Annotated in this window: 25 protein-coding genes and 1 pseudogene; 24 read left to right on the top strand and 2 right to left on the bottom strand. The window is 72.5% G+C overall.

Annotated features, from left to right (window positions below; all coding sequences use genetic code 11):
- Positions 1 to 23: 23 nt before the first annotated feature.
- The 5 genes from B0E54_RS23605 (at position 24) to B0E54_RS23625 (ending at position 3,861) form a co-directional block, all read left to right on the top strand.
- A complete protein-coding gene (locus B0E54_RS23605; protein ID WP_234588118.1) occupies positions 24 to 500 on the top strand; it encodes a UDP-N-acetylglucosamine--LPS N-acetylglucosamine transferase in 477 nt (158 codons plus the stop codon).
- A 92-nt stretch (positions 501 to 592) separates the two neighbouring features.
- A complete protein-coding gene (locus B0E54_RS23610; protein ID WP_234588153.1) occupies positions 593 to 1,159 on the top strand; it encodes a glycosyltransferase in 567 nt (188 codons plus the stop codon).
- Entirely contained in the window at positions 1,156 to 2,076 is a 921-nt protein-coding gene (locus tag B0E54_RS23615) for a glycosyltransferase family 2 protein (RefSeq protein ID WP_234588119.1), read from the top strand. Before B0E54_RS23610 ends, B0E54_RS23615 begins: the two co-directional genes overlap by 4 nt.
- Before the next feature lie 103 nt (positions 2,077 to 2,179).
- A complete protein-coding gene (gene aroC, locus B0E54_RS23620; RefSeq protein WP_234588121.1) occupies positions 2,180 to 3,358 on the top strand; it encodes a chorismate synthase in 1,179 nt (392 codons plus the stop codon).
- Positions 3,358 to 3,861: a shikimate kinase gene (locus B0E54_RS23625; RefSeq protein ID WP_234588123.1), complete on the top strand. Its 504-nt coding sequence runs from the start codon at positions 3,358 to 3,360 to the stop codon at positions 3,859 to 3,861. The genes aroC and B0E54_RS23625 overlap by 1 nt, the downstream gene beginning before the upstream one ends.
- A 58-nt stretch (positions 3,862 to 3,919) precedes the next feature.
- Here the strand turns inward: B0E54_RS23625 and B0E54_RS23630 are convergent, their stop codons facing one another.
- Positions 3,920 to 4,648: an alpha/beta fold hydrolase gene (locus B0E54_RS23630; protein WP_234588125.1), complete on the bottom strand. Its 729-nt coding sequence runs from the start codon at positions 4,646 to 4,648 to the stop codon at positions 3,920 to 3,922.
- Positions 4,649 to 4,727: 79 nt separating this feature from the next.
- Here B0E54_RS23630 and B0E54_RS23635 point away from each other — a divergent pair, with 79 nt between their 5' ends.
- The 5 genes from B0E54_RS23635 (at position 4,728) to nusB (ending at position 8,635) form a co-directional block, all read left to right on the top strand.
- Positions 4,728 to 5,726, top strand: a complete 999-nt coding sequence (locus tag B0E54_RS23635) for a YafY family protein (protein WP_234588127.1) — start codon at positions 4,728 to 4,730, stop codon at positions 5,724 to 5,726.
- 10 nt (positions 5,727 to 5,736) lie between these two features.
- Entirely contained in the window at positions 5,737 to 6,813 is a 1,077-nt protein-coding gene (aroB, locus tag B0E54_RS23640) for a 3-dehydroquinate synthase (protein ID WP_234588129.1), read from the top strand.
- Positions 6,813 to 7,244, top strand: a complete 432-nt coding sequence (aroQ, locus tag B0E54_RS23645) for a type II 3-dehydroquinate dehydratase (RefSeq protein ID WP_234588131.1) — start codon at positions 6,813 to 6,815, stop codon at positions 7,242 to 7,244. The genes aroB and aroQ overlap by 1 nt, the downstream gene beginning before the upstream one ends.
- A gap of 399 nt (positions 7,245 to 7,643) precedes the next feature.
- The gene (gene efp / locus B0E54_RS23650; RefSeq protein ID WP_007458344.1) at positions 7,644 to 8,201 is read left to right on the top strand and encodes an elongation factor P; all 558 of its coding nucleotides are present in this window, start codon (positions 7,644 to 7,646) and stop codon (positions 8,199 to 8,201) included.
- Positions 8,202 to 8,224: 23 nt separating this feature from the next.
- Positions 8,225 to 8,635, top strand: coding sequence for a transcription antitermination factor NusB (gene nusB / locus B0E54_RS23655; RefSeq protein WP_193376622.1), 411 nt, complete (start codon positions 8,225 to 8,227; stop codon positions 8,633 to 8,635).
- Between the two features lie 74 nt (positions 8,636 to 8,709).
- On the opposite strand, the gene B0E54_RS23660 is transcribed toward nusB, so the two are convergent.
- Positions 8,710 to 9,198: a transcriptional regulator gene (locus tag B0E54_RS23660; protein WP_007458348.1), complete on the bottom strand. Its 489-nt coding sequence runs from the start codon at positions 9,196 to 9,198 to the stop codon at positions 8,710 to 8,712.
- A 288-nt stretch (positions 9,199 to 9,486) separates the two neighbouring features.
- On the opposite strand from B0E54_RS23660, the gene pyrR reads away from it, so the two are divergent.
- From pyrR to B0E54_RS23730, 14 genes and pseudogenes are all read left to right on the top strand, one after another.
- Positions 9,487 to 10,071: a bifunctional pyr operon transcriptional regulator/uracil phosphoribosyltransferase PyrR gene (gene pyrR / locus B0E54_RS23665; RefSeq protein WP_234588133.1), complete on the top strand. Its 585-nt coding sequence runs from the start codon at positions 9,487 to 9,489 to the stop codon at positions 10,069 to 10,071.
- Positions 10,068 to 10,994: an aspartate carbamoyltransferase catalytic subunit gene (locus tag B0E54_RS23670; protein WP_007458351.1), complete on the top strand. Its 927-nt coding sequence runs from the start codon at positions 10,068 to 10,070 to the stop codon at positions 10,992 to 10,994. The genes pyrR and B0E54_RS23670 overlap by 4 nt, the downstream gene beginning before the upstream one ends.
- On the top strand, positions 10,991 to 12,268 hold the full coding sequence (locus tag B0E54_RS23675; protein WP_234588135.1) for a dihydroorotase: 1,278 nt from the start codon (positions 10,991 to 10,993) through the stop codon (positions 12,266 to 12,268). Before B0E54_RS23670 ends, B0E54_RS23675 begins: the two co-directional genes overlap by 4 nt.
- Positions 12,268 to 13,461, top strand: a complete 1,194-nt coding sequence (gene carA / locus B0E54_RS23680) for a glutamine-hydrolyzing carbamoyl-phosphate synthase small subunit (protein ID WP_234588137.1) — start codon at positions 12,268 to 12,270, stop codon at positions 13,459 to 13,461. The genes B0E54_RS23675 and carA overlap by 1 nt, the downstream gene beginning before the upstream one ends.
- Positions 13,454 to 16,801, top strand: a complete 3,348-nt coding sequence (gene carB, locus B0E54_RS23685; protein WP_234588140.1) for a carbamoyl-phosphate synthase large subunit — start codon at positions 13,454 to 13,456, stop codon at positions 16,799 to 16,801. Before carA ends, carB begins: the two co-directional genes overlap by 8 nt.
- The gene (locus B0E54_RS23690; protein ID WP_234588143.1) at positions 16,798 to 17,844 is read left to right on the top strand and encodes a quinone-dependent dihydroorotate dehydrogenase; all 1,047 of its coding nucleotides are present in this window, start codon (positions 16,798 to 16,800) and stop codon (positions 17,842 to 17,844) included. Before carB ends, B0E54_RS23690 begins: the two co-directional genes overlap by 4 nt.
- 238 nt (positions 17,845 to 18,082) lie before the next feature.
- Complete coding sequence (locus B0E54_RS23695; protein ID WP_234588144.1) at positions 18,083 to 19,357, top strand: adenosylmethionine--8-amino-7-oxononanoate transaminase; 1,275 nt, start codon at positions 18,083 to 18,085, stop codon at positions 19,355 to 19,357.
- 68 nt (positions 19,358 to 19,425) lie between these two features.
- Positions 19,426 to 20,262, top strand: coding sequence for an orotidine-5'-phosphate decarboxylase (gene pyrF / locus B0E54_RS23700; protein WP_234588145.1), 837 nt, complete (start codon positions 19,426 to 19,428; stop codon positions 20,260 to 20,262).
- A gap of 178 nt (positions 20,263 to 20,440) precedes the next feature.
- On the top strand, positions 20,441 to 20,758 hold the full coding sequence (gene mihF / locus B0E54_RS23705; protein WP_007458370.1) for an integration host factor, actinobacterial type: 318 nt from the start codon (positions 20,441 to 20,443) through the stop codon (positions 20,756 to 20,758).
- 25 nt (positions 20,759 to 20,783) lie between these two features.
- On the top strand, positions 20,784 to 21,317 hold the full coding sequence (locus B0E54_RS23710; RefSeq protein WP_234588146.1) for a guanylate kinase: 534 nt from the start codon (positions 20,784 to 20,786) through the stop codon (positions 21,315 to 21,317).
- A 64-nt stretch (positions 21,318 to 21,381) separates the two neighbouring features.
- Positions 21,382 to 21,645, top strand: a complete 264-nt coding sequence (gene rpoZ / locus B0E54_RS23715) for a DNA-directed RNA polymerase subunit omega (RefSeq protein WP_007075826.1) — start codon at positions 21,382 to 21,384, stop codon at positions 21,643 to 21,645.
- A gap of 14 nt (positions 21,646 to 21,659) precedes the next feature.
- On the top strand, positions 21,660 to 22,868 hold the full coding sequence (coaBC, locus tag B0E54_RS23720) for a bifunctional phosphopantothenoylcysteine decarboxylase/phosphopantothenate--cysteine ligase CoaBC (protein WP_234588147.1): 1,209 nt from the start codon (positions 21,660 to 21,662) through the stop codon (positions 22,866 to 22,868).
- A gap of 87 nt (positions 22,869 to 22,955) precedes the next feature.
- On the top strand, positions 22,956 to 24,149 hold the full coding sequence (gene metK / locus B0E54_RS23725; protein ID WP_234588148.1) for a methionine adenosyltransferase: 1,194 nt from the start codon (positions 22,956 to 22,958) through the stop codon (positions 24,147 to 24,149).
- A 59-nt stretch (positions 24,150 to 24,208) separates the two neighbouring features.
- Positions 24,209 to 24,588 (top strand): annotated as a pseudogene (locus B0E54_RS23730) (primosomal protein N'); the annotation flags it as partial.

Genomic DNA, 24,588 nt, shown 5'->3' on the forward strand with positions numbered 1-24,588 from the left:
CAAGCGAACTTGTGGGGAGTCGCGTGGACACGAACAACGACGACGAGCCGCCGGTGTTGCTGCTGGTGGGATCCAGCGGCGGCCACCTGGCCCAACTACTTGCCCTGCGGCCCTGGTACGAACGGTGGCGGCGCTGCTGGGTCACCTTCGACACCCCGGAGGCGGTGTCGCTGCTGACCGGTGAGGATCTGGTGCCGGCGCACCACCCGACCACCCGCAACGTGCCGAACCTGCTGCGCAACGCGCGACTGGCCTGGCGGGTGCTGCGGGGCCGGCGGGTCGCCGCCGTGGTCACTACAGGCGCCGGGGTGGCCGTGCCGTTCGTGGTGCTGGCCCGCCTGCGTCGCATCCCGACCGTCTACATCGAGGTGTACGACCGGATCGACACCCCGACGCTGACCGCCCGGCTCTGCCGGCCGTTCCTGTCCGCGATGCTCGTGCAGTGGGACGAGCAGCGCCGGCAGTATCCGGAGGCCATCGTCGTCGGGACCCTGCTGTGAGGCCGGAGACGGGCACGGCCCGCCGCGACACCGTCGCCGGCCCGTCCCGGCTGCCGCGCCAGCGCGACACCACTGACGTCGAGCAGACCCGGCTGCTCGTCGCGGTCGGCACCGACAAGCACCCCTTCGACCGGCTCGTGGACTGGGTGGCCCAGTGGCACGCGCAGGCCGGGCCGGTCGGGTTGACAGTGCAGCACGGCCACACCGCAGCGCCGCCCCTGCCGGGCGCGGTGCCGTTCCTCGGTCACGACGCCCTGCAACAGGCGATGGCCGACGCGGACCTGGTGGTGTGTCACGGCGGCCCGGCGACGATCCTGGAGGCCCGCCGGCACGGGCACCTGCCCATCGTGGTGCCCCGCGACCCGTCGCTCGGTGAGCACGTCGACGACCACCAGCAGCTCTTCGCGCGCCGGCTCGGCGCGGCCGGGCTGGTGGCGCTCTGCGAGACCCGGGAGGCGCTGCACGACGCGCTCGCCGCCGGGCAGGCCGACTCGTCCCGGTACGCGGTGGCCGCCGACCCGGCCGCGCACGAGGCCCAGCGCGCGGCCGTCGCCCGGGTGGGGCAGATCGTGGACGACCTGGTGGCCCGCTCGGCCCGGCGCCGACCCCGCTGGCGGGCCTGGTCGCGATCCGGGCAGAGCACGGAGGAGACCCGATGATCCGACAGCCGAGCGTCAGCGTCGTGGTGCCCACCCGGGACCGCCCCGAGCTGCTGCGCGCCGCCCTCGCGGCGATCCTCGCCCAGGAGTACCCGGGCCGGATCGAAGCAGTTGTCGTGTTCGACCAGTCCACGCCCGACGAGTCGCTGACGGCCCTCGCCGGGCCGGACCGGGCGGTGCGGGTCATCAGCAACGGGCGCGCGCCGGGGCTGGCCGGGGCGCGCAACAGCGGCACCCTCGCCGCCGAGGGTGAGCTGATCGCGTTCTGCGACGACGACGACGAGTGGTTGCCGGGCAAGCTGGCCGCCCAGGTCGACGCCCTCGCCGCCGACCCGGCGGCCGAGTTCGTCTGCTGCGGCATCCGGGTCAGTTACGACGGGCACACCGTCGACCGGGTGCTCGACAAGGACCGGATCACCCTCGACGACCTGCTGCGGGACCGGTTGACCGAGCTGCACCCGTCCACCTTCCTGATCCGCGCGACGGCGCTGCGCGAGGGCTTCGGCCTGGTCGACGAGGAGATTCCGGGCAGTTACGCGGAGGATTACGAGTTTCTGCTGCGGGCCGCCCGCAGCGCGCCGCTGATCAACCTGCCGACGCCGGCGGTGCTGGTGCGCTGGCACAAGCGCTCGTACTTCGCGCAGCGCTGGGACACCATCTCCGAGGCGTTGCAGTGGCTGCTGCGGCGCTACCCGGAGTTCGCCGCCCAGCCGGCCGGCGCGGCCCGCGTCGCCGGGCAGATCGCGTTCGCCCAGGCCGCCTCCGGTGACCGCCGGGGCGCGCTGCGCTGGGCGCGACGCACTCTGCGCAGCAATCCCCGCGAGCTGCGGGCCTACCTGGCGCTCGCGGTCGCCGGACGCGTGGTCCGGGCCGACGCGGTGCTGCGCACCCTGCACAAACGCGGCCGGGGCATCTGATCCCCCGCGCGAAGCCGCCCTGCGGACGGTCCCGGCCGTCCGCAGGGCGGGACGAGGCGGGCAGCGCGACGCGCCCGTCGCGCGCCGTGACAGACTGACCGCTGTGTTGCGCTGGCTGACTGCAGGTGAATCGCACGGTCCCGCCCTCGTCGCGCTGATGGAGGGGGTGCCGGCCGGCATCGAGGTGAGCACCACCGAGATCGCGGGCGAGCTCGCCCGCCGTCGGCTGGGCTACGGCCGTGGTGCCCGGATGTCGTTCGAGCAGGACGAGATCGAGGTGATCGGCGGGCTGCGGCACGGCGTGACCCTGGGCAGTCCGGTGGCGATCCGGGTGGGCAACTCCGAGTGGCCCAAGTGGCGCACGGTGATGGCCGCCGATCCCGTCGACCCCGACGAGCTGGCCCGGCAGGCCCGCAACGCGCCGCTGACCCGCCCCCGGCCCGGCCACGCCGACCTGGCCGGCATGCAGAAGTACGGCCACCACGACGCCCGGCCGATTCTGGAGCGCGCCAGCGCCCGGGAGACCGCCGCCCGGGTCGCCGTCGGCACCGTCGCCAAGGCGTTGATCCGCCAGGCCCTGGGCATCGAGATCGTCTCGCACGTCGTCGAGCTGGGGCCGGTGGCCGCGAAGCCCGGGCTGCGCCCGACCCCGTCCGACGCCGACCGCATCGACGCCGACCCGCTGCGCTGCCTCGACCCGGAGGCGAGCGCCCTGATGGTCGCCGAGGTGGACGCCGCGAAGAAGGCCGCCGACACCCTCGGCGGCGTGGTGGAGGTCCTGGCGTACGGGGTGCCGCCGGGTCTGGGCAGTCACGTGCAGTGGGACCGCAAACTCGACGCCCGGTTGGCCACGGCGCTGATGTCGATCCAGGCGATCAAGGGAGTGGAGATCGGCGACGGGTGGCAGCAGGCCCGCTCCCGCGGCTCCGAGGCGCACGACGAGATCATCCCGTCGGCCACCGGTGTCCGCCGGGTCACCGACCGGGCCGGCGGGCTGGAGGGCGGCATCACCACCGGCGAGCCGCTGCGGGTGCGCGCCGCCATGAAGCCGATCTCCTCGCTGAACCGTGCGCTGGCCACCGTGGATGTCGTCACGGGCGAGCCGGCGACCGCCATCAACCAGCGCTCCGACGTCTGCGCGGTACCCGCCGCGGCGGTCGTCGCCGAGGCGATGGTGGCGCTCGTGCTGGCTGAGGCGGCCACCGAGAAGTTCGGCGGTGACTCGGTCGCCGAGATCCGCCGCAACCTGGCCGGCTACCTCGACGCGTTGGTCATCCGCTGATGGCGCCGGTAGTGGTCCTGGTCGGGGTGCCCGGTTGTGGCAAGACCACAGTGGGGCAGGCGCTCGCCGCCACCCTCGGCGTGGAGTTCCGGGACACCGACGCCGACATCGAGCAGTTGGCCGGCAAGACCATCCCGGAGATCTTCATCGACGAGGGTGAGGACCACTTCCGGGCCCTGGAGCGGGCCGCCGTGGCGGCGGCGCTCGCCGCCGGCACCGGTGTGCTCGCCCTCGGCGGCGGCGCCGTGCTGTCCGAGGAGACCCGGGCGGCCCTGGTGGGGCATCGGGTCGTGCACCTCTCGGTGGAGCTGCCCGACGCGGTGAAGCGGGTCGGGCTCGGCGCGGGCCGGCCGCTGTTGGCGATCAATCCGCGCGCCACCCTCAAGCACCTGATGGACCAGCGCCGGCCGCTCTACGCCGAGGTGGCCACCGAGACGGTGAGCACCGACGGTCGGACGCCGGCGGCGGTCGTCGCCGAGATCGCCGCCCTGCTTCCGCGCTGACGCCGGGCCCGCCCGCACCGGGCGGCCGGGGCTTCCGTCGCCCGGTGCAGGCCTCTGCTCAGCCGCGCGCGATCAGGTCGAGGACGTCGGCCAGCGCCTTCGGCTCGCTGAGCATCGGCCAGTGCCCGGTGGGCAGCTCGTGCAGCTGGCCGTCGGCCAGGCCGGTGAAGAACGGGTGCCCCTCGTCGATCATCTGCCGCACCACCGCCAGTCCGAAGGTGCTCGCGACCAGCGCGGTCGGCACCGGGCGGCCACCCGTGCGGCGCACCGGATCGGTGGCCGTCCGCAGGGGCTGCGCGGTGGAGCGCTCGCGCAGGAGGGACAGTGTCGGCTCGTCCAGGCCGGCCAGGTTGGTCGGATCGGCCGTCGGGTCCCAGGCCGGCGGTGGCAGCAGGTGCCCGTCGCCGATCGCCGCGCGCAGCCGCTGCTGCTCCTGCGGCGGCACCGTGTCGAACTGCGCCGTGCCGTCCGGTAGCGGCCCGCTCTCCACGTAGACCACCCGGGCGATGCGGTCCGGGATGAGGTCGGCCGCCTGGGCCACCGGCATGCCGCCGCCCGAGTGCCCGACCAGCAGCACGTCGCGCAGATCCTCGACCTCGATCAACCGGACGATGTCGGTGGTGTGCGTCTCCAGGGTCACCTGTGGCCCCGCGAGGTGGTGGCGCTCGGCCAGCCCGGTCAGCGTCATCGGGTGGACGTCGTGCCCCTGCGCGCGCAGCTGACCGGTCACCTCACGCCACGCCCAGGCGCCCAACCAGAACCCTGGCACCAGTACGAACGTCGCCATCTGTGGCTCCTTCTCTCGGTTACCGACCGACCGTACGATCGAAACCGGACAGGATCCGCCCGGTTTGAAGGAGTGACCCGTGTCTCATCCCGCCGGCCGGGTGCTGGCCCTGCTCGAGCTGCTCCAGGCCCGGCACCGGGCGACGGCCGGCGACCTCGCCAGCCGGCTCGGTGTGGACGAACGGACCGTGCGCCGGTACGCAGCCACCCTGGTCGAGCTGGGCATCCCGGTGCTCGCCGACCGGGGCCGCCACGGCGGCTACCGGCTGCATCCCGGGTTCAAGCTGCCGCCGCTGATGCTCACCGACGACGAGGCGGTGGCCGTGCTGCTCGGTCTGGTCGTCGCCGAACGGGTCGGGCTGGCCACCGAGCTGCCGGCCACCGCGACCGCGCTGGCGAAGATCCGTCGGGTGCTGCCGGCGGCGCTCGCCGACCGGCTGACCGCCGTGCAGGAGCACCTCGGCTTCACCCTGCGGCGCCCCGAACCCCAGGCGCGACCCGCGTCGGGCACCCTGCTGGCCCTGGCCGCGGCCGCCCGGCACCGGCAACGGGTGAGCCTGGACTACCGCTCGTGGCGCGGTGAGCTGTCGCATCGTGACCTCGACCCGTACGGGCTGGTCTTCCACGCCGGCCGCTGGTACGTCACCGGCCACGACCACCGGCGCGGGGAGGTGCGCACGTTCCGACTGGACCGGATCGGCGCGGTCACCCCCGGCGCGGCGACGTTCACCGTGCCGGACGGCTTCGACGCGGTGGCGTGGCTGACCCGGTCGCTGGCGGGCGTGCCGTACCGGCACGAGGTGGAGGTGCTGCTGGAGACGGACCTCGTCGCCGCCCGGCGGCGCATCCCGGCCAGCGTGGCCGAGTTGACCGCCACCGGCGACGGGGTGCTGCTGCGGGCCCGGGCGGAGAGCCTTCCCGGCATGGCGGCGCTGCTCGCCGGGCTGGGTTGCGCGTTCACCGTGCGCCACCCGGAGGCGCTGCGCACCGCCGTGGCCGAGCACGCGCGCCGGCTGGCCGCCTGGGCCGCCCGGCCAGCAGGTGGACAGACGCCGTCGCCACGCCGTCCGCTGGACTAGGCTGCCGGCGATGGACGAGGTGACCCGGATTCCGGTCGGCGGCGAACGGCCGTACGACGTGCTGGTCGGGCGCGACCTGCTGGACGCGCTGCCCGGGCTGCTGCCCGGCGCGACCCGGGCGGCGGTGCTGCACACGCCCCCACTCAAGGCCCTGGCCGACGCGATCGGCGAACGGCTGCGCGCAGCCGGTGTCGAGCCGCTGCCGATCGAGGTGCCCGACGCCGAGTCGGGCAAGCAGATCGAGGTGGCCGCCGCCTGTTGGGACCGGCTGGGCGCGGCTGGTTTCACGCGTACCGACGCGGTGGTAGGCGTCGGCGGCGGCGCGGTGACCGACCTGGCCGGCTTCGTCGCGGCCTGCTGGTTGCGCGGCGTGCGCTGGGTGCCGGTGGCCACCTCGCTGCTGGGCATGGTGGACGCCGCGGTGGGCGGCAAGACCGGGATCAACACCGCCGCCGGCAAGAACCTGGTCGGCGCGTTCCACCCGCCGGTCGGCGTGCTGGCCGACCTGGCCACCCTGGACAGCCTGCCCGCCGTCGACCTGGCGGCCGGGCTGGCCGAGGTGGTCAAGTGCGGCTTCATCGCCGACCCGGTGATCCTGGATCTCGTCGAGCGTGACCCGGCGGCGGCCACCGACCCGCGCGGCCCGGTGACCCGGGAGCTGATCGAGCGGGCCATCCGGGTCAAGGCCGACGTGGTCGCCGGCGACCTGCGCGAGTCGGGCCTGCGGGAGGTGCTCAACTACGGCCACACCCTCGCCCACGCCATCGAGCAGGTCGAGGGTTACCGCTGGCGGCACGGCCACGCCGTCGCCGTCGGCCTGGTGTACGCGGCCGCGCTGGCCCGGCTCGCCGGCCGGCTGGACGTGCCGACCGCCGAGCGGCACCGCCGCACGCTGACCGCGCTCGGTCTGCCGGTGAGCTACCCGGCGGACGCCTGGGAGCGGCTGCTGGCCGTCATGCGGGTGGACAAGAAGGCCCGGGGCAGCAAGCTGCGGTTCGTGGTGCTGGACGCGCTGGCCCGCCCGGCGATGCTGGAGGGCCCGGACGACGCCCTGCTCGAAGCCGCCTACCGCGAGCTGGCGATCTGATGAGGGTGTACGTGTTGAACGGGCCGAACCTGGGCCGCCTCGGCACCCGGGAGCCGGCCGTGTACGGCTCGACAAGCTACGCCGACCTGGTGACGCTCTGCGAGACCACCGGCCGGGAGCTGGGGCTCGACGTGAGTGTCCGGCAGACCGACGCCGAGCACGAGTTGCTCGGTTGGCTGCACGCCGCCGCCGACGAGGGCGCCGCCGTGGTGCTCAACCCGGCCGCCTGGTCGCACTACTCGTACGCGGTGCGCGACGCCTGCGCCATGCTGCGCGGGCCGCTGGTGGAGGTGCACCTGTCCAACATTCACGCCCGCGAGGAGTTCCGGCACCACTCGGTGGTCTCCGCGGTGGCGACCGGGGTGATCTGCGGTCTCGGCATCGACGGCTACCGCCTCGCCCTGCACCACCTGGCCGCTCGCGTCGGCTGACCGCCCCGTCCCGAAGTTTCACCCACCGTGATGTCGTGGAATATCGGCGGCGTCACCGATGGTGGTCGGCTCCTCGCCCGCTGAAGGGGAGCGCCCTGCTGCTTCGCGTCCTTTGCTCTGCTTCAACAGAGGAAACAGGTGCCGTGAGCTGCTGATTTCTGCGATGGGTCGAGGTGGGGTGCCGATCATGGTGCGCCACGGACCGTGACTGTTGCCTCCGCTGAAGCAGAGCAAAGGACGAAGTGTGGGCGCGCGGTGGTGAAGCGGCGATGACGGAAAGTTATCAAGGGTAGGCGTCGGACGCCTGATTGCGCGGGTGGCGACCACGGCGGGTAACGCGTCTCGGCGCAGCTTGTAGACTTGCCAGGTCTGTCCGCCAATTGATGATCAAGGCAGGAAATGGCCTCCACCAACGACCTCAAAAACGGCCTGGTACTCAACCTGGACGGCGAGCTCTGGGCCGTCGTCGAGTTCCAGCACGTCAAGCCCGGTAAGGGTGGCGCGTTCGTGCGCACCACGCTGAAGAACGTGCTGTCCGGGAAGGTGGTCGACAAGACCTTCAACGCGGGCACCAAGGTCGAAACCGCGACCGTGGACAAGCGCACGATGCAGTATCTGTACGCCGACGGCGAGGACTTCGTCTTCATGGATCTGGAGACCTTCGACCAGATCACCGTGCCCGGCGGCACCGTCGGCGAGGCAGCCAACTACCTGCTGCCGGAGGCGGAGGCGACCGTCGCCCAGCACGAGGGTGTGCCGCTCTACATCGAGCTGCCCACCAGCGTCGTGCTGGAGGTCACCTACACCGAGCCCGGTCTGCAGGGCGACCGTTCGACCGGCGGCACCAAGCCGGCGACCGTGGAGACCGGCGCCACCGTGCCGGTTCCGCTGTTCATCACCACCGGTGAGAAGATCAAGGTCGACACCCGCGACGGCCGTTACCTCGGCCGCGCCTGATGGCTGAGGGTCCCAAGCAGCAGATGCCGGCACGCCGCAAGGCGCGCAAGCGGGCGCTGGACGTCCTCTACGAGGCCGACCTGCGGGACCGGCCGCCCGTCGAGGTCCTGGCCGGCTACCTCCAGCGCATCGAACAGCCCCGCCCGGAGCACCTGGGTTACGCGGTGGGCCTGATCGAGGGGGTCGCCGAGCACCTCAACCGCATCGACGAGCTGATCGCCAGCTACGCCGAGGGTTGGACGTTGGAGCGGATGCCGGTGGTCGACCGCAACCTGGCCCGGATCGCCGTCTACGAGTTGCTCTACGTCGACGAGATCGACGACGCGGTGGCGATCAGCGAGGCCGTCGAGCTGGCCCGGCAGATGTCCACCGACGATTCGCCGCGGTTCCTCAACGGCGTGCTCGGCCGCATCGCCGAGTACGCCACCCGCTGAGCGGCCCGCGTACCCGCACGACGAAGAAGGGCCCGTGCCATCGGCACGGGCCCTTCTTCGGGTGAAGCGACAGCTCAGGAGGCGAAGAACGCCCGGGGGTCGGCCACCAGCACGCCGTGCTCGGTGAGCCGCTCGATCAGACCCGACGGTGAGGCGTCGTAGACGATCGCGAGCGCCCGCAGGTCGTCGGCGCGGATGGAGAGCACCCGGCCGTTGTAGTCACCGCGCTGCTGCTGGATGGCGCGGGCGTAGCGGGCGACGTAGGCCAGGTCCTCGGAGGCCTCGTCGTAGAGCCGCTCCAGGTCCAGGACGATCTTGCTGGTGGGCTCGTGCCGGACGCCGCTGCCGTCGGGCAGCAGTTCCGAGACGGGCACACGGTAGAACTCGGCCAGCTCGGCCAGACGGGACACCGTCACGGCCCGGTCGCCACGCTCGTACGAGCCGACCACCACGGCCTTCCACCGCCCGTTCGACTTCTCCTCCACACCCTGCAGGGAGAGGCCCTGCTGCTGGCGGATGGAGCGCAGGCGTGCGCCCAGAGATTTGGCGTATTCAGAGGGCATTCGGACACTCCCAGTGCTGCTCGGGGTTCTCCCGTCGATCGCTACGGAGCGTGACGGTACGGGGAATGCGACACGTGGTCAAGTGGTCGTGACCTTACCGTTGGGGAGCACCGAGGGAGTTATCCCCATTTCGTCGGCCTGATCCAGTGGTCAGCAGCCGCCGTCCGTCGGCCTGGTGACCACTGGTAACGTGGCGTGAAGCCTCGGTCGGTCTGCTCGCGCTCGCCGGCCGGAGGTGCCCGACATCCTTTAACGACCCGTCCCGTGAGGCGGGGAAGGAGGTCCGCCGTGGCATACCCACCGGCTGCCCGCTCGTCACCACCGCGACAACCCTCGGTGAAGGTGATCCTCGCCAGCGCCGACGTGCAGCGCGTGGTCGACCGCATCGCCCACCAGATCCTGGAGAAGACCCAGGGCGCCGCCGACACCGTGCTGCTCGGGATTCCCACCCGGGGTGCGCCTCTCGCGCGGCGGCTCGCCTCCCGGATCAGCACCTTCGAGGACGTCGTCGTCCCGGTCGGTGTGCTCGACATCACGCTCTACCGCGACGACCTGCGCCGGCACGCCACCCGCGCGATCGGCCCGACCCAGGTGCCCAGCGGCGGCATCGACGGCAAGCGGGTGATCCTCGTCGACGACGTGCTCTTCTCCGGGCGCACCGTGCGCGCCGCGCTCGACGCGCTCAACGACGTGGGCCGCCCGGCGTCGGTGCAGCTCGCCGTCCTGGTCGACCGCGGCCACCGCGAGTTGCCGATCCGCGCCGACTACGTCGGCAAGAACATCCCGACGGCGCTCGCCGAGAGCGTCAAGGTGACGCTCGCCGAGACCGACGGCGCCGACGAGGTCAAGTTGTACGGGGGAACCCACTCATGATCAGGCACCTGCTCTCCGGCGCGGACCTGGACGCCGACACCGCCACCGAGATCCTGGACACGGCCGCCGAGATGGCCACCGTCGCCGGCCGCGAGATCAAGAAGCTGCCCGCGCTGCGCGGCCGGACGGTGGTGAACCTCTTCTACGAGGACTCCACCCGGACCCGGATCTCGTTCGAGGCGGCGGCGAAGCGGCTCAGCGCCGACGTGATCAACTTTTCCGCGAAGGGGTCCAGCGTCGCCAAGGGCGAGAGCCTGAAGGACACGGCGCTGACCCTGCAGGCCATGGGCGCCGACGCGGTGGTCGTGCGGCACCCCGCCTCCGGCGCCCCGCACCGGCTCGCCAACTGGGTCGACGGATCGGTGGTCAACGCCGGCGACGGCACCCACGAGCACCCCACCCAGGCGCTGCTCGACGCGTACACCATGCGGGCCCGGCTGGGCCGCCTCGCCGGCCTGTCGGTCGCGGTGGTCGGGGACGTGCTGCACTCCCGGGTGGCCCGCTCCAACGTCCTGCTGCTGTCCACCCTCGGCGCGAAGGTCACCCTGGTCGGCCCGCCCACCCTCATCCCCGTCGACATCGCCGGCGCCCTCGCCCCGGGCACCGACGTGTCGTACGACCTCGACGCCGTGCTGCCCGACGTCGACGTGGTGATGATGCTGCGGGTGCAGCGGGAGCGGATGAAGGACTCCTACTTCCCCTCCGCGCGCGAGTACTCCCGCCGTTACGGGCTGGACGGCCCGCGCATGCGCCGGCTGCCCGAGCACGCGATCGTCATGCACCCGGGCCCGATGAACCGGGGGATGGAGATCACCCCCGAGGTGGCCGACTCACCCCGCTCCACAATCGTCGAACAGGTCACCAACGGGGTCTCCGTACGGATGGCTGTTCTGTACCTGCTGCTCGGAGGGAACAACCGGTGACCGCGTACCTCATCACCAGCGTGAGCATCGTCGGCGCCGCGCCGACCGACCTGCTGATCCGCGACGGCGTCGTCGCCGAGGTCGGTCCGGGGCTGTCCGCGCCGGACGCCGTGGTGGTCGACGGCACCGGGCTGGTCGCCCTGCCGGGCCTGGTCGACCTGCACACCCACCTGCGCGAGCCCGGCCGGGAGGACGCCGAGACCGTCGAGTCCGGGTCCCGGGCGGCGGCGCTGGGCGGCTACACGGCGGTCTGCGCGATGGCGAACACCTCGCCGGTCGCGGACACCGCAGGCGTCGTCGAGCAGGTCTGGCGGCTCGGCCGGGAGGCGGGGCTGGTCGACGTGCAGCCGGTGGGCGCGGTCACCGTCGGGCTGGCCGGCGAGCGCCTCGCCGAGCTGGGCGCGATGGCCGACTCCGCGGCCCGGGTGCGGATCTTCTCCGACGACGGGCACTGCGTCGCCGACCCGTTGCTGATGCGCCGGGCCCTGGAGTACGTCAAGGCGTTCGACGGGGTCATCGCCCAGCACGCCGAGGAGCCCCGCCTCACCGAGGGCGCCCAGATGCACGAGGGTGAGGTCTCCACCCGGCTCGGCCTGATCGGCTGGCCGGCGGTCGCCGAGGAGGCGATCATCGCCCGGGACGTGCTGCTGGCCGAGCACGTGGGCAGCCGTCTGCACGTCTGCCACGTCTCCACCGCCGGCAGCGTCGAGGTGCTGCGCCAGGCCAAGGCCCGTGGCGTACGCGTCACCGCCGAGGTCACCCCGCACCACCTGCTGCTCACCGACGAGCGCGCGGAGAGCTACGACCCGGTCTTCAAGGTGAACCCGCCGCTGCGCACGGCCGCGGACATCACCGCCCTGCGGTCCGCGCTCGCCGACGGCGTCATCGACATCATCGCCACCGACCACGCCCCGCACGCCGTGGAGGACAAGGAGTGCGAGTGGGCGTACGCCCGGCCGGGGATGCTCGGCCTGGAGACGGCGCTGTCCATCGCGCTCGACGTGTTCGGCCCCGAGTGGGACCTGATCGCCGAGCGGATGTCCCGCACCCCCGCCCGGATCGCGGGGCTGACCGGGCACGGCATCGACCCGGCACCCGGCGTGCCGGCCAACCTGACAGTGATCGACCCGGCCGTCCGCCGCACCATCGAGCCGGCGGAACTGGCCAGTCGCAGTCGTAACACCCCGTACGCCCGCATGACGCTGCCGGGTCGCATCGTGGCGACCTTCCTGCGCGGCGAGCCGACGGTCCTGGACGGAAAGGCTGTCAAGTAATGGTCAAGCGCAGACCCGCGATCCTCGTCCTCGAGGACGGGCGCACGTTCCCCGGTGAGGCGTACGGCAGCGTCGGTGAGACCTTCGGCGAGGCGGTCTTCAACACCGGCATGACCGGTTACCAGGAGACGCTCACCGATCCGTCCTATCACCGGCAGGTGGTGGTGCAGACCGCGCCGCACATCGGCAACACCGGCGTCAACGGCGAGGACGACGAGTCCGGCCGGATCTGGGTGGCCGGCTACGTCGTCCGCGACCCGGCCCGGATCGGCTCGAACTGGCGGGCCACCGGCAGCCTGGAGGACCGCCTCGCCACCGAGGGTGTGGTGGGCATCAGCGGCGTGGACACCCGGGCGTTGACCCGGCACCTGCGCGAGCGGGGCGCCATGCGGGTGGGCATCTCCAGCGTCGAGAAGGACCCGCAGAGCCTGCTGGCCCGGGTCCGGCAGTCGCCGCAGATGGTCGGCGCGGACCTGTCCGCCGAGGTGACCACCACCGAGCCGTACGTTATCGAGGCGCTCGGCGAGCACCGGTTCACCGTGGCGGCGCTGGATCTGGGCATCAAGCGCAACGTGCCGCGCCGGCTGGCCGCGCGCGGGGTGACCACCCACGTGCTGCCGGCCTCGTCGAGCATCGAGGACCTGCTGGCCACCGGCGCCGACGCCGTCTTCCTGTCGCCCGGCCCCGGCGACCCGGCGACGGCTGACGGCCCGGTGGCGCTGGCCCGGGAGGCGCTGCGGCGAGAGGTGCCGCTGTTCGGCATCTGCTTCGGCAGCCAGATCCTCGGCCGGGCGCTCGGCTTCGGCACCTACAAGCTGGGCTACGGCCACCGGGGGATCAACCAGCCGGTGCTCGACCGGGCCACCGGCAAGGTCGAGGTGACCAGCCACAACCACGGCTTCGCCGTCCAGGTGCCGGGTGCCGGCGTCGGCGCTGTCGTCCCCGACCAGGTGATCGACACCGACTTCGGTGGCGTTCAGGTGTCCCACGTCTGCCTCAATGACAACGTGGTCGAGGGGCTGCGGGCGATCGACGTGCCCGCGTTCACCGTCCAGTACCACCCGGAGGCGGCAGCCGGCCCGCACGACGCGGACTACCTCTTCGACCGATTCGCCGAGCTGATCGAGGGCCGTGCCCACGACCGGCGGCCCAGTGAGGGCCGGACCCACAGCGAGGGGCGCAGCAATGCCTAAGCGGACCGATCTCAAGCACATCCTGGTGATCGGCTCCGGGCCGATCGTCATCGGGCAGGCCTGCGAGTTCGACTACTCCGGCACCCAGGCGTGCCGGGTGCTGCGCAGCGAGGGGATCCGGGTCAGCCTGGTCAACTCCAACCCCGCCACGATCATGACGGACCCCGAGTTCGCCGACGCCACGTACGTCGAGCCGATCACCCCGGAGTTCGTGGAGCTGGTCATCGCCAAGGAGCGCCCGGACGCCATCCTGGCCACCCTCGGCGGGCAGACCGCGCTGAACACGGCAGTCGCCCTGCACGAGGCCGGCGTCCTGGACAAGTACGGCGTCGAGCTGATCGGCGCGAACATCGACGCCATCAACCGGGGCGAGGACCGCCAGCTGTTCAAGGAGATCGTGGCGAAGGCCGGCGTACGCCTGGGCGTCGACGACCCGGCCGGGCTGGTGCCCCGCTCCCGGGTGTGCCACTCCATGGACGAGGTCGAGGCGACAGTCGCCGAGCTGGGCCTGCCGGTGGTGATCCGGCCGTCGTTCACCATGGGTGGCCTGGGCTCCGGCATGGCGCACACGCCCCAGGACCTGGCCCGCATCGCCGGTGACGGCCTGACCGCCAGCCCGGTGCACGAGGTGCTCATCGAGGAGAGCGTGCTCGGCTGGAAGGAGTACGAGCTGGAGCTGATGCGCGACCGGCACGACAACGTGGTGGTCGTCTGCTCGATCGAGAACCTCGACCCGATGGGCGTGCACACCGGCGACAGCGTCACCGTGGCCCCGGCCATGACGCTCACCGACCGGGAGTACCAGCGCCTGCGCGACCTGGGTATCGCCGTGCTGCGCGAGGTCGGGGTGGACACCGGCGGCTGCAACATCCAGTTCGCGGTCAACCCGGTCGACGGCCGGATCGTCGTGATCGAGATGAACCCGCGGGTGTCGCGTTCCTCGGCGTTGGCGTCCAAGGCGACCGGCTTCCCGATCGCGAAGATCGCCGCGAAGCTGGCCATCGGCTACACGCTCGACGAGATCCCCAACGACATCACGCTGAAGACCCCGGCGGCGTTCGAGCCGACCCTCGACTACGTGGTGGTGAAGATCCCCCGGTTCGCGTTCGAGAAGTTCCCCGGCGCGGACCCGGAGCTGACCACCACCATGAAGTCGGTGGGCGAGGCGATGAGCCTCGGGCGCAACTTCACCGAGGCGCTGAACAAGGCGATGCGCTCGCTGGAGACCAAGGCCACCGGCTTCTGGACGCAACCCGACCCGGCCGACGCGACGCGGGAGAACACCCTCGCCGCGCTGCGTGTCCCGCACGACGGCCGGCTCTACACGGTGGAGCGGGCGCTGCGCCTCGGCGCGTCGATCGCCGAGGTCGCCGAGGCGTCCGGCGGGATCGACCCGTGGTTCCTGGACCAGATCGTCGCGCTGATCGAGCTGCGCGCCGAGATCGTCGACGCGCCGGTGCTCGACGCCGAGCTGCTGCGTCGCGCCAAGCGGGCCGGCCTGTCCGACCGGCAGCTCGCCGCGCTGCGTCCGGAGCTGGCGGCCGAGGACGGCGTACGGACCCTGCGGCACCGCCTCGACGTGCGCCCGGTCTACAAGACGGTGGACACCTGCGCGGCCGAGTTCGAGGCCACCACGCCGTACCACTACTCCACGTACGACACCGAGACCGAGGTCGTGCCGTCGGACCGGCCGAAGGTGCTGATCCTGGGCTCCGGTCCGAACCGGATCGGGCAGGGCATCGAGTTCGACTACTCGTGCGTGCACGCGGTCCAGGCGCTGCGGTCGGCCGGTTACGAGACCGTCATGGTCAACTGCAACCCCGAGACGGTTTCCACCGACTACGACACCGCCGACCGGCTCTACTTCGAACCGCTGACCTTCGAGGACGTCCTGGAGGTCTGGCACGCGGAGGACTCGTCCGGCCGGGCGGCCGGCGGGCCGGGCGTCGTCGGGGTGGTCGTGCAGCTCGGCGGGCAGACCCCGCTGGGGTTGGCGCAGCGGCTCAAGAACGCGGGCGTGCCGATCGTCGGCACCTCCCCGGAGTCGATCCACCTGGCCGAGGAGCGGGGCGCGTTCGGCGCGGTGCTGGCCCGTGCCGGGCTGCGCGCGCCGGCGCACGGCATGGCCACGTCCTACGACGAGGCCAAGACGATCGCCGACGAGATCGGCTACCCGGTGCTGGTCCGCCCGTCGTACGTGCTGGGCGGGCGGGGCATGGAGATCGTCTACGACGACCCGACGCTGCGCGACTACATCGGTCGGGCCACCGACATCTCCGGCGACCACCCGGTGCTGGTGGACCGGTTCCTCGACGACGCCATCGAGATCGACGTGGACGCCCTGTGCGACGCCGACGGCGCGGTCTACATCGGTGGCGTGATGGAGCACATCGAGGAGGCCGGGATCCACTCCGGCGACTCGTCCTGCGCGTTGCCGCCGATCACCCTCGCGGGGTCGCACCTGGCCGAGGTCCGCCGCTACACCGAGGCGATCGCCCGCGGTGTCGGCGTGCGCGGTCTGCTCAACGTGCAGTACGCGCTCAAGGACGACGTGCTCTACGTCCTGGAGGCCAACCCGCGCGCGTCGCGGACCGTCCCGTTCGTCTCGAAGGCGACTGCCGTTCCGCTGGCCAAGGCCGCCGCCCGGATCGCGCTCGGCGCGACGATCGCCGAGCTGCGCGCCGAGGGCCTGCTCCCGGCGACGGGGGACGGGGGCACGATGCCCGCCGACGCGCCGATCGCGGTCAAGGAGGCGGTGCTGCCGTTCAAGCGCTTCCGGACCCGGGCGGGCAAGGGGATCGACTCGCTGCTCGGCCCGGAGATGAAGTCGACAGGCGAGGTGATGGGCATCGACACCAACTTCGGGCACGCCTTCGCCAAGAGCCAGTCGGCCGCGTACGGGTCGTTGCCGACCGCCGGGAAGATCTTCGTGTCGGTGGCCAACCGGGACAAGCGCGGCATGATCTTCCCGATCAAGCGGCTGGCCGACCTGGGCTTCGAGATCGTGGCGACCACCGGCACCGCCGAGGTGCTGCGCCGGCACGGCATCGCCTGCGAGCAGATCCGCAAGCACTACCAGGCGGGCGAGGGGGACGACGCGGTGTCGCTGATCCTGCGCGGCGACGTGGCTCTGGTGATCAACACGCCGCAGGGCTCGGGCGCCAGCGCCCGCTCGGACGGCTACGAGATCCGCAGCGCCGCCGTCACCGCCGACATCCCCTGCATCACCACGGTTCCGGGCGCGGCTGCCGCGGTCATGGGCATCGAGGCGCGCATCCGGGGCGACATGCAGGTGCGCCCGCTGCAGGACCTGCACGCCACCCTCCGGGCGGCCCAGTGACCCTGTTCGAGCGGGTCGTGCGGCCGGGGTTGTTCCGTCTCGGCGGCGGCGACGCCGAGGCGGCGCACGAGTGGACGCTGCGGCGGTTGGCCGGGCTGTCGCGGCGTCCGGTGGCCCTCGCGGCCCTGCGGGCCCGCTACGCCGTCCAGGCGCCCCGCACGGTGTTCGGCGTGCGGTTCCCCAACCCGGTCGGCCTGGCCGCCGGCATGGACAAGGACGGCGCCGCGCTGGCGGCCTGGCCGGCGCTCGGCTTCGGCTTCGTCGAGGTCGGCACGGTGACGGCGCACGCCCAGCCGGGCAACCCCCGGCCGCGCCTGTTCCGGCTGCCGGCCAGCGAGGCCGTGGTCAACCGGATGGGCTTCAACAACGCCGGGGCCGCCGCGCTGGCCGCCCGGCTGGACGCGCTGCCGCGCCCCATCGGGGTGCCGTTGGGGATCTCACTCGGCAAGTCCAAGGTGACCCCGCTGGACGAGGCGGTCGAGGACTACCTCGCCTCGTACCGGGCGCTACGCGGGCACGGCGACTACTTCGCGGTCAACGTGTCCTCGCCGAACACCCCGGGCCTGCGGTCGTTGCAGGACCGCGAGCACCTGGACGCGCTGCTCGGCGCGCTGGTGGGGGAGAAGCCGGTGCTGGTCAAGATCGCGCCGGATCTGACCGAGGCGGCGATCGCCGAGCTGCTGGAGGTCTGCCTGGCCCGGGGCGCCGCCGGGGTGATCGCCACCAACACCACGCTGGCCCGTACCGGGCTGGCCACGGCCGACTCCGAGCGCGGCGCCCAGGCCGGTGGCCTGTCCGGTCGACCGCTGACCGGGCGGGCTCGGGAGGTGGTCGCGTTCGTCCACCGTGAGACCGGCGGCCGGCTACCGATCATCGGAGTCGGCGGGGTGCTCGATCCGGACGACGCGGCGCGGATGTTCGATGCCGGCGCCGCCCTGGTGCAGCTCTACACCGGCTTCATCTACCGCGGCCCGGCCCTGGTGCGCGCCGCCGCCCGCGCGAGCGCCACCGCGGCGACACCGGATCCGGTCGCCGGCCGGTGAGCAGGCCTCGGCCCGGCGGCACCGTCGAGTCCGTGTGTCGGTCGGCCGAGGACCCCGACCGGTCACTGCTGCCTTTGCACTGCTTCAACCGAGGCAACAGTGGGCGTCCGATATCCGGACACCCACTGTTGCCTCCGCTGAAGCAGAGCAAAGGCGGATGGGGAGAGGTGCCGCCCGGCCGCGCGGCCCGTCGTCCGGCCCACCGCCTGGTCCGCCGTCCGGTCCGGAAGGAGCACGCATGACGCCCGAGGAGATCCTGGCCACCGACCGGGCGCACGTCTGGCACCCGTACGCCGCCCTGCCGCCGGCGAACGCGCCGTACGTGGTGCGGAGCGCCGAGGGCGTACGGCTGACCCTGGCCGACGGCCGCGAGCTGGTGGACGGCATGTCGTCCTGGTGGGCGGCGATCCACGGCTACCGGCACCCGGTGCTGGACGCGGCAGTGACCGACCAGCTCGCCCGGATGAGCCACGTGATGTTCGGCGGCCTCACCCACGAGCCCGCGGTGCAGCTCGCGCGGACCCTCGTCGAGCTGGCCCCGGAAGGTCTGGAGCACGTGTTCCTGGCCGACTCCGGCTCGGTGAGCGTCGAGGTGGCGGCGAAGATGTGCCTGCAGTACCAGCGGGCCGTCGGGCGGCCGCAGCGGCGCCGGCTGGCGACCTGGCGGGGCGGCTACCACGGCGACACGTTCCACCCGATGAGCGTCTGCGACCCGGAGGGCGGGATGCACCACCTCTGGGGTGACGTGCTGCCCCGGCAGATCTTCGCCCCGGTGCCGCCCGGCGGCTTCACCGACCCGCCGGACGAGGCGTACGTGGCGGCGTTGGTGGACACCGTCGAGCGGCACGCCGACGAGCTGGCCGCGGTGATCGTCGAGCCCGTCGTCCAGGGCGCCGGCGGGATGCGGTTCCACCATCCGGGTTATCTGCGGGTGCTGCGCGAGGTGACCCGCGCGCACGGGGTGCTGCTGATCTTCGACGAGATCGCGACCGGGTTCGGCCGTACCGGCGCGATGTTCGCCGCCGAGCACGCCGGGGTGGCCCCGGACGTGATGTGCGTGGGCAAGGCGCTCACCGGGGGCTACCTGACCCTGGCCGCGACGCTGTGCACCGCCGAGGTCGCCCGGGGGATCTCCGCCGACGGCGTGCTGGCGCACGGGCCCACGTTCATGGGCAACCCGCTGGCCTGCGCGGTCGCCAACGCCTCCATCGGGCTGCTGCGGGCCGGAGACTGGGCGGCGCAGGTGTCCCGGGTCGGCGCCGGTCTGCGCGCCGGCCTGGAGCCGCTGCGTGCCGCGCCGGGCGTGGCGGATGTGCGGGTGCTCGGGGCGATCGGTGTGGTCCAGCTCGACCACGAGGTCGACCTCGGCGCGGCCACCGCGGCGGCCGTCGAGCGGGGCGTCTGGCTGCGGCCGTTCCGCGACCTGATCTACACGATGCCGCCGTACGTCACCGACGACGCCGACCTGGCCCGTATCGCGGCCGGGGTGGCGGCGGCGGTGGCCGCCGGCTGAGCGGTCCCGGTCAACGAGTACGCCCCGAGGCGGTCCGCCGCCCGGACGAGTAGAGGAGAAGTGCACAGATGGAGAGCTTCGGCACCCGACTGCACCGGGCCGTCAGCGAGCGCGGACCGCTCTGTGTGGGCATCGACCCGCATCCCGGTCTGCTGGCCCGGTGGGGCCTCGCGGACGACGTCGACGGCCTCGAACGGTTCTCCCGGACCGTGGTGGACGCCCTCGGTGACCGGGTTGCGGTGGTCAAGCCTCAGTCGGCCTTTTTCGAGCGATTCGGATCCCGCGGTGTGGCGATCCTTGAGTCAACTATCCGACAGTTACGAGAAGCCGGTTCGCTCGTTCTTCTGGACGTCAAGCGTGGCGACATCGGCTCAACGGTCAGCGCGTACGCCTCCGCGTACCTTGATCCATCCAGCCCGCTGTATGTCGACGCGGTCACGGCCAGTCCCTACCTGGGAGTAGGTTCGCTGGCGCCGATGTTCGAGTTGGCCGCCAAACACGGCGGCGGGGTCTTCGTGCTGGCCCTCACCTCGAACCCCGAGGGCGCGGCCGTGCAGCGGGCCCGCACGGCCGACGGGCGAACCGTCGCGCAGACCGTGATCGACGAGATTTCCCAGCTCAACAGGGGTGCGACCCCCCTCGGCAGCTTCGGTCTGGTGGTCGGCGCGACCATCGGTGACACCGGTCATGACCTCTCCGGGGTGGGGGGTCCGCTGCTCGCTCCGGGGCTCGGCGCGCAGGGTGCGGGCGCCGCGGATCTGCGCACCGTCTTCGGTTCCAGCCTCGCTTCGGTGCTCCCGTCGTACTCCCGGGAGGTCCTGTCGGCGGGACCGGACGCGGACGCCCTGCGGGCCGCCGCCGACCGGGTCTCGGCCGAGTGCCGGGCCGTTCTGGCTGCCCGGTGACTGACTGACGGCTCGGTCACTTTGCGATGATCATCGCGCGCCCACGTTGCCGAAAGCTCCGTTGACCGCTAGTTTTCCCCGCGCTGGGAACCACGGACCCCTTGGTTCACAGCGACACCACGTTTCACAGATGCGGCGGTGCGCCCCGCCCGCCGCGATAGGGACCTGAGGAGAACTGGTGCCGCTCCCGTCACTGACCCCCGAACAGCGCGCTGCCGCGCTCGAGAAGGCCGCGGAGATCCGCAAGGCCCGTGCCGAGCTGAAGGAGCAGCTCAAGCAGGGCAAGACCACCCTTGGTGCCGTCCTCGAGCGCGCCGAGAGCGACGACGTCGTGGGCAAGCTCAAGGTTTCGGCCGTCCTGCAGGCGATGCCGGGCATCGGCAAGATCCGGGCTACCCAGATCATGGAGAAGCTCAAGATCGCTGACAGCCGTCGCCTGCGTGGCCTCGGCGAGCAGCAGCGCAAGGCACTGCTTGGAGAGTTCGCCGCCAACTGAACCTGGCAGCGTGTAGAAACAAGCAGTGAGCACGGATGGCGAGACGCGCCCGGCGGCTCGGCTCACTGTCCTGGCTGGACCTTCGGGTTCCGGCAGGGAGAGTGTCGTCGAGCTCGTTCGGGCGCGTTTCCCGTCCGTGTGGATCCCGGTGCCGGCAACGACGAGGCCGCGCCGGGAGCCGGAGGTGGACGGTGAGCAGCGGGTCTTTCTCGCCCCGGCCGAGTTCGAGCGCCGGGTGGCCACCGGAGACCTGCTGGAGTGGTCCCGGATCGGCGCGTACCACCGGGGCACCCTCGACCCGCCGCTGCGCGCCCGGCTCGACGCCGGGCAGACGGTCCTGCTCCCGCTCGACGTCCCCGGCGCCCGGCTGGTGCGGGCGCGAGTGCCCGCCGCGCGGCTGGTGCTGTTGATCCCACCCGGGCACCGACCCGACGCCGCCGTGGCCGCCGCCTTCGCGCACACCCTGACGCACGACCACACCGATCGGGTCGCCGACGAGCTGGTAGGCTTACTCGGTTCTTCTTATCCGGATCCGGCCTGGTCGCGTGTACGCGGCTGACGGCCGGCCGCCGTTGAGACTCAGCACCGCGTCCGCGCGGCTCGAAAGACGCAGAGGTTAATTCGTGGGATCCATCGCCAACCCCGAAGGCATCACCAACCCGCCGATCGACGAGCTCCTTGAGAAGACGACGTCGAAGTACGCGCTGGTCATCTTCGCCGCCAAGCGCGCGCGCCAGGTCAACGCCTACTACAGCCAGCTCGGTGAGGGCCTCCTGGAGTATGTCGGTCCGCTCGTCGAGACCACCCCGCAGGAGAAGCCCCTCTCCATCGCCATGCGCGAGATCAACGCGGGCCTGCTCACCGCCGAGCCGACCGACCAGCCGTAAGCCCGCACCCGTCGATGTCCGCCTCGATCGTCCTCGGGGTCGGCGGCGGCATCGCCGCCTACAAGGCGTGTGAGCTGCTGCGACTCTTCACCGAGTCGGGCCATCGGGTCCGGGTCGTGCCGACCGCGTCGGCGCTGAAGTTCGTCGGGGCGCCGACCTGGGCGGCGCTCTCCGGCCAACCGGTCGCCGACGACGTCTGGTCCGACGTGCACGAGGTGCCGCACGTCCGCCTCGGCAAGCAGGCCGACCTGGTGGTGGTCGCGCCGACCACCACCGACCTGCTCGCCAAGGCCGCCCACGGGCTCGCCGACGACCTGCTGACCAACACGCTGCTGACCGCCCGCTGCCCGGTGGTGCTGGCTCCGGCCATGCACACCGAGATGTGGGAGCATCCGGCCACCGTCGCCAACGTCGCCACGTTGCGGTCCCGGGGCGTGCGGGTCATCGAGCCGGCCGTCGGGCGGCTCACCGGCGCCGACACCGGCAAGGGCCGACTGCCCGACCCGGCGGAGATCTTCGCGGTCGCCCGCCAGGTCCTCGCTCGGGGCGTGTCCGCCCCCGCCGACCTGACCGGCCGCCGGCTGGTGGTCACCGCCGGCGGCACCCGCGAGCCGCTGGACCCGGTCCGCTTCCTCGGCAACCGCTCCTCCGGCAAGCAGGGCTACGCCTTCGCCCGGTCGGCTGTCGCCCGGGGCGCGCGGGTCACGCTCATCGCGGCCAACGTCTCCCTCGCCGACCCCGCCGGGGTCGACCTGGTCCGCGTCGGCACGACCGCCGAGCTGCGCGAGGCGACCCTCCAGGCCGCCGCCGAGGCCGACGCGGTCGTGATGGCGGCGGCTCCGGCCGATTTCCGACCGGCGACGTACGCGCCTGGCAAAATCAAGAAGTCGGACGACGGTGTCGCTCCCACCATCGAGCTCGTCACGAACCCGGACATCGCGGCGGAGCTCGGCCAGCGCAAGCGACCGGAGCAGGTGCTGGTGGTGTTCGCCGCCGAGACCGGCGACGCGGAGGCCAACGGCCGGACGAAACTCGCCCGGAAGCGGGCCGACCTGATCGTGGTCAACGAGGTCGGTCCCGACCGGGTCTTCGGCGCCGACACCAACACGGTGACGGTCATCGGCGCGGACGGCTCGGTGAGCCGTCTGCCGGAGCAGGCCAAGGAGGCCGTGGCCGACACCGTGTGGGACCTCGTCGTGGCGCGGTTGGCCAACCGCTCCTGACGGGTGGAACAGCGCGCGACCGATCCCGACACCGGCCGCAGCGGTGACTAGACTGCCGCGGAACGACCTCACACGCTTAGGAGTGCCGTGACACGCCGCCTCTTCACGTCCGAATCGGTCACGGAAGGCCACCCGGACAAGATCGCCGACCAGATCAGCGACGGCATCCTCGATGCGCTGCTCGCCGAGGACCCGCACAGCCGGGTCGCGGTCGAGACCATGATCACCACCGGCCAGGTCCACATCGCCGGTGAGGTCACCACGAAGGCGTACGCCGACATCCCCACCATCGTCCGGCGCACCATCCTCGACATCGGCTACGACTCGTCGAAGAAGGGTTTCGACGGCGCGTCCTGCGGGGTCAGCGTCTCCATCGGCGCCCAGTCCGAGGACATCGCGCAGGGCGTGGACAACGCCTTCGAGCTGCGCACCGGTGCGTCGGAGAGCGCGCTGGACGCGCAGGGCGCCGGCGACCAGGGCATGATGTTCGGCTTCGCCTGCTCGGAGACCCCCGAGCTGATGCCGCTGCCCATCGCCCTCGCCCACCGACTGGCCCGCCGGCTCGCCGCGGTCCGCAAGGACGGGACCATCCCGTACCTGCGCCCGGACGGCAAGACCCAGGTCACCATCGAGTACGAGGGGCTGCGCCCGGTCCGCCTGAACACCGTCGTGGTGTCCAGCCAGCACGCCGCGGACATCTCGCTGGAGTCGCTGCTCACCCCGGACGTGCGCGACTCCGTCATCGCGCCCGAGCTGGAGAGCCTCGGTCTGGACACCGAGGGCTACCGGCTGCTGGTCAACCCGACGGGCCGGTTCGAGATCGGCGGCCCGATGGGTGACGCCGGCCTGACCGGCCGCAAGATCATCGTCGACACCTACGGCGGGTACGCCCGGCACGGCGGCGGCGCGTTCTCCGGCAAGGACCCGTCCAAGGTGGACCGCTCGGCCGCGTACGCGATGCGCTGGGTGGCCAAGAACGTGGTCGCCGCCGGCCTGGCCGAGCGCTGCGAGGCGCAGGTCGCCTACGCCATCGGCAAGGCGCACCCGGTGAGCCTGTTCATCGAGACGTTCGGCACCGAGACCGTGCCGGTCGCCTCGATCGAGAAGGCCGTCTCCGAGGTGTTCGACCTGCGCCCGGCCGCGATCATCCGGGACCTCAACCTGCTCCGCCCGATCTACCAGCAGACCGCCGCGTACGGCCACTTCGGCCGGGAGCTGCCGGACCTGTCGTGGGAGAGCACCGACCGGGCCGCCGACCTCAAGTCGGCCGCGGGAGCCTGACCGCCACCAGGCGTAGCGACCGGCGACCCGCGGACGGGTCGCCGGTCGCGCGCGTCTGCGTGGACGTTCCGCTGGCGCACCTGGACCGGCCGTTCGACTACCTGGTGCCGGCCGAGCTGGCCGACGTGGCGGTGCCCGGCACCCGGGTGAAGGTGCGCTTCGCGGGGCAGCTGGTCGACGGCTGGCTGCTGTCGCGGGCGGACGACTCCGGGCACACCGGCCGGCTCGCCTACCTGGAGAAGGTGGTCTCGCCCGAGCCGGTGCTGGCCCCGGAGATCACCCGGTTGGCCCGGGCGGTCGCCGACCGGTACGCGGGCAACCTGGCCGACGTGCTCCGGCTCGCCGTGCCGCCCCGGCACGCCCGGGTCGAGAAGGAGCCCCACGAGCAGCCGACGCCGGCGGCCGAGTCCGGCGCTGCCGGCGACGCGGTCGGCCCCGC

The sequence above is a fragment of the Micromonospora sp. MH99 genome (assembly GCF_021442385.1).
Taxonomy (GTDB): Bacteria; Actinomycetota; Actinomycetes; order Mycobacteriales; family Micromonosporaceae; genus Micromonospora.

What these genes read in the sequence shown, in the direction of transcription:
- aroB (WP_234588129.1), top strand. Translation starts at nt 5,737, where the DNA reads ATGGACGAGGTGACCCGGATTCCGGTCGGCGGCGAACGGCCGTACGAC.
- aroQ (WP_234588131.1), top strand. Translation starts at nt 6,813, where the DNA reads ATGAGGGTGTACGTGTTGAACGGGCCGAACCTGGGCCGCCTCGGCACC.
- B0E54_RS23660 (WP_007458348.1), bottom strand. Translation starts at nt 9,198, where the DNA reads ATGCCCTCTGAATACGCCAAATCTCTGGGCGCACGCCTGCGCTCCATC.
- B0E54_RS23695 (WP_234588144.1), top strand. Translation starts at nt 18,083, where the DNA reads ATGACGCCCGAGGAGATCCTGGCCACCGACCGGGCGCACGTCTGGCAC.
- nusB (WP_193376622.1), top strand. Translation starts at nt 8,225, where the DNA reads ATGCCGGCACGCCGCAAGGCGCGCAAGCGGGCGCTGGACGTCCTCTAC.
- efp (WP_007458344.1), top strand. Translation starts at nt 7,644, where the DNA reads ATGGCCTCCACCAACGACCTCAAAAACGGCCTGGTACTCAACCTGGAC.
- carA (WP_234588137.1), top strand. Translation starts at nt 12,268, where the DNA reads ATGGTCAAGCGCAGACCCGCGATCCTCGTCCTCGAGGACGGGCGCACG.
- B0E54_RS23625 (WP_234588123.1), top strand. Translation starts at nt 3,358, where the DNA reads ATGGCGCCGGTAGTGGTCCTGGTCGGGGTGCCCGGTTGTGGCAAGACC.
- B0E54_RS23670 (WP_007458351.1), top strand. Translation starts at nt 10,068, where the DNA reads ATGATCAGGCACCTGCTCTCCGGCGCGGACCTGGACGCCGACACCGCC.
- B0E54_RS23630 (WP_234588125.1), bottom strand. Translation starts at nt 4,648, where the DNA reads ATGGCGACGTTCGTACTGGTGCCAGGGTTCTGGTTGGGCGCCTGGGCG.
- carB (WP_234588140.1), top strand. Translation starts at nt 13,454, where the DNA reads ATGCCTAAGCGGACCGATCTCAAGCACATCCTGGTGATCGGCTCCGGG.
- B0E54_RS23615 (WP_234588119.1), top strand. Translation starts at nt 1,156, where the DNA reads ATGATCCGACAGCCGAGCGTCAGCGTCGTGGTGCCCACCCGGGACCGC.
- coaBC (WP_234588147.1), top strand. Translation starts at nt 21,660, where the DNA reads ATGTCCGCCTCGATCGTCCTCGGGGTCGGCGGCGGCATCGCCGCCTAC.
- pyrF (WP_234588145.1), top strand. Translation starts at nt 19,426, where the DNA reads ATGGAGAGCTTCGGCACCCGACTGCACCGGGCCGTCAGCGAGCGCGGA.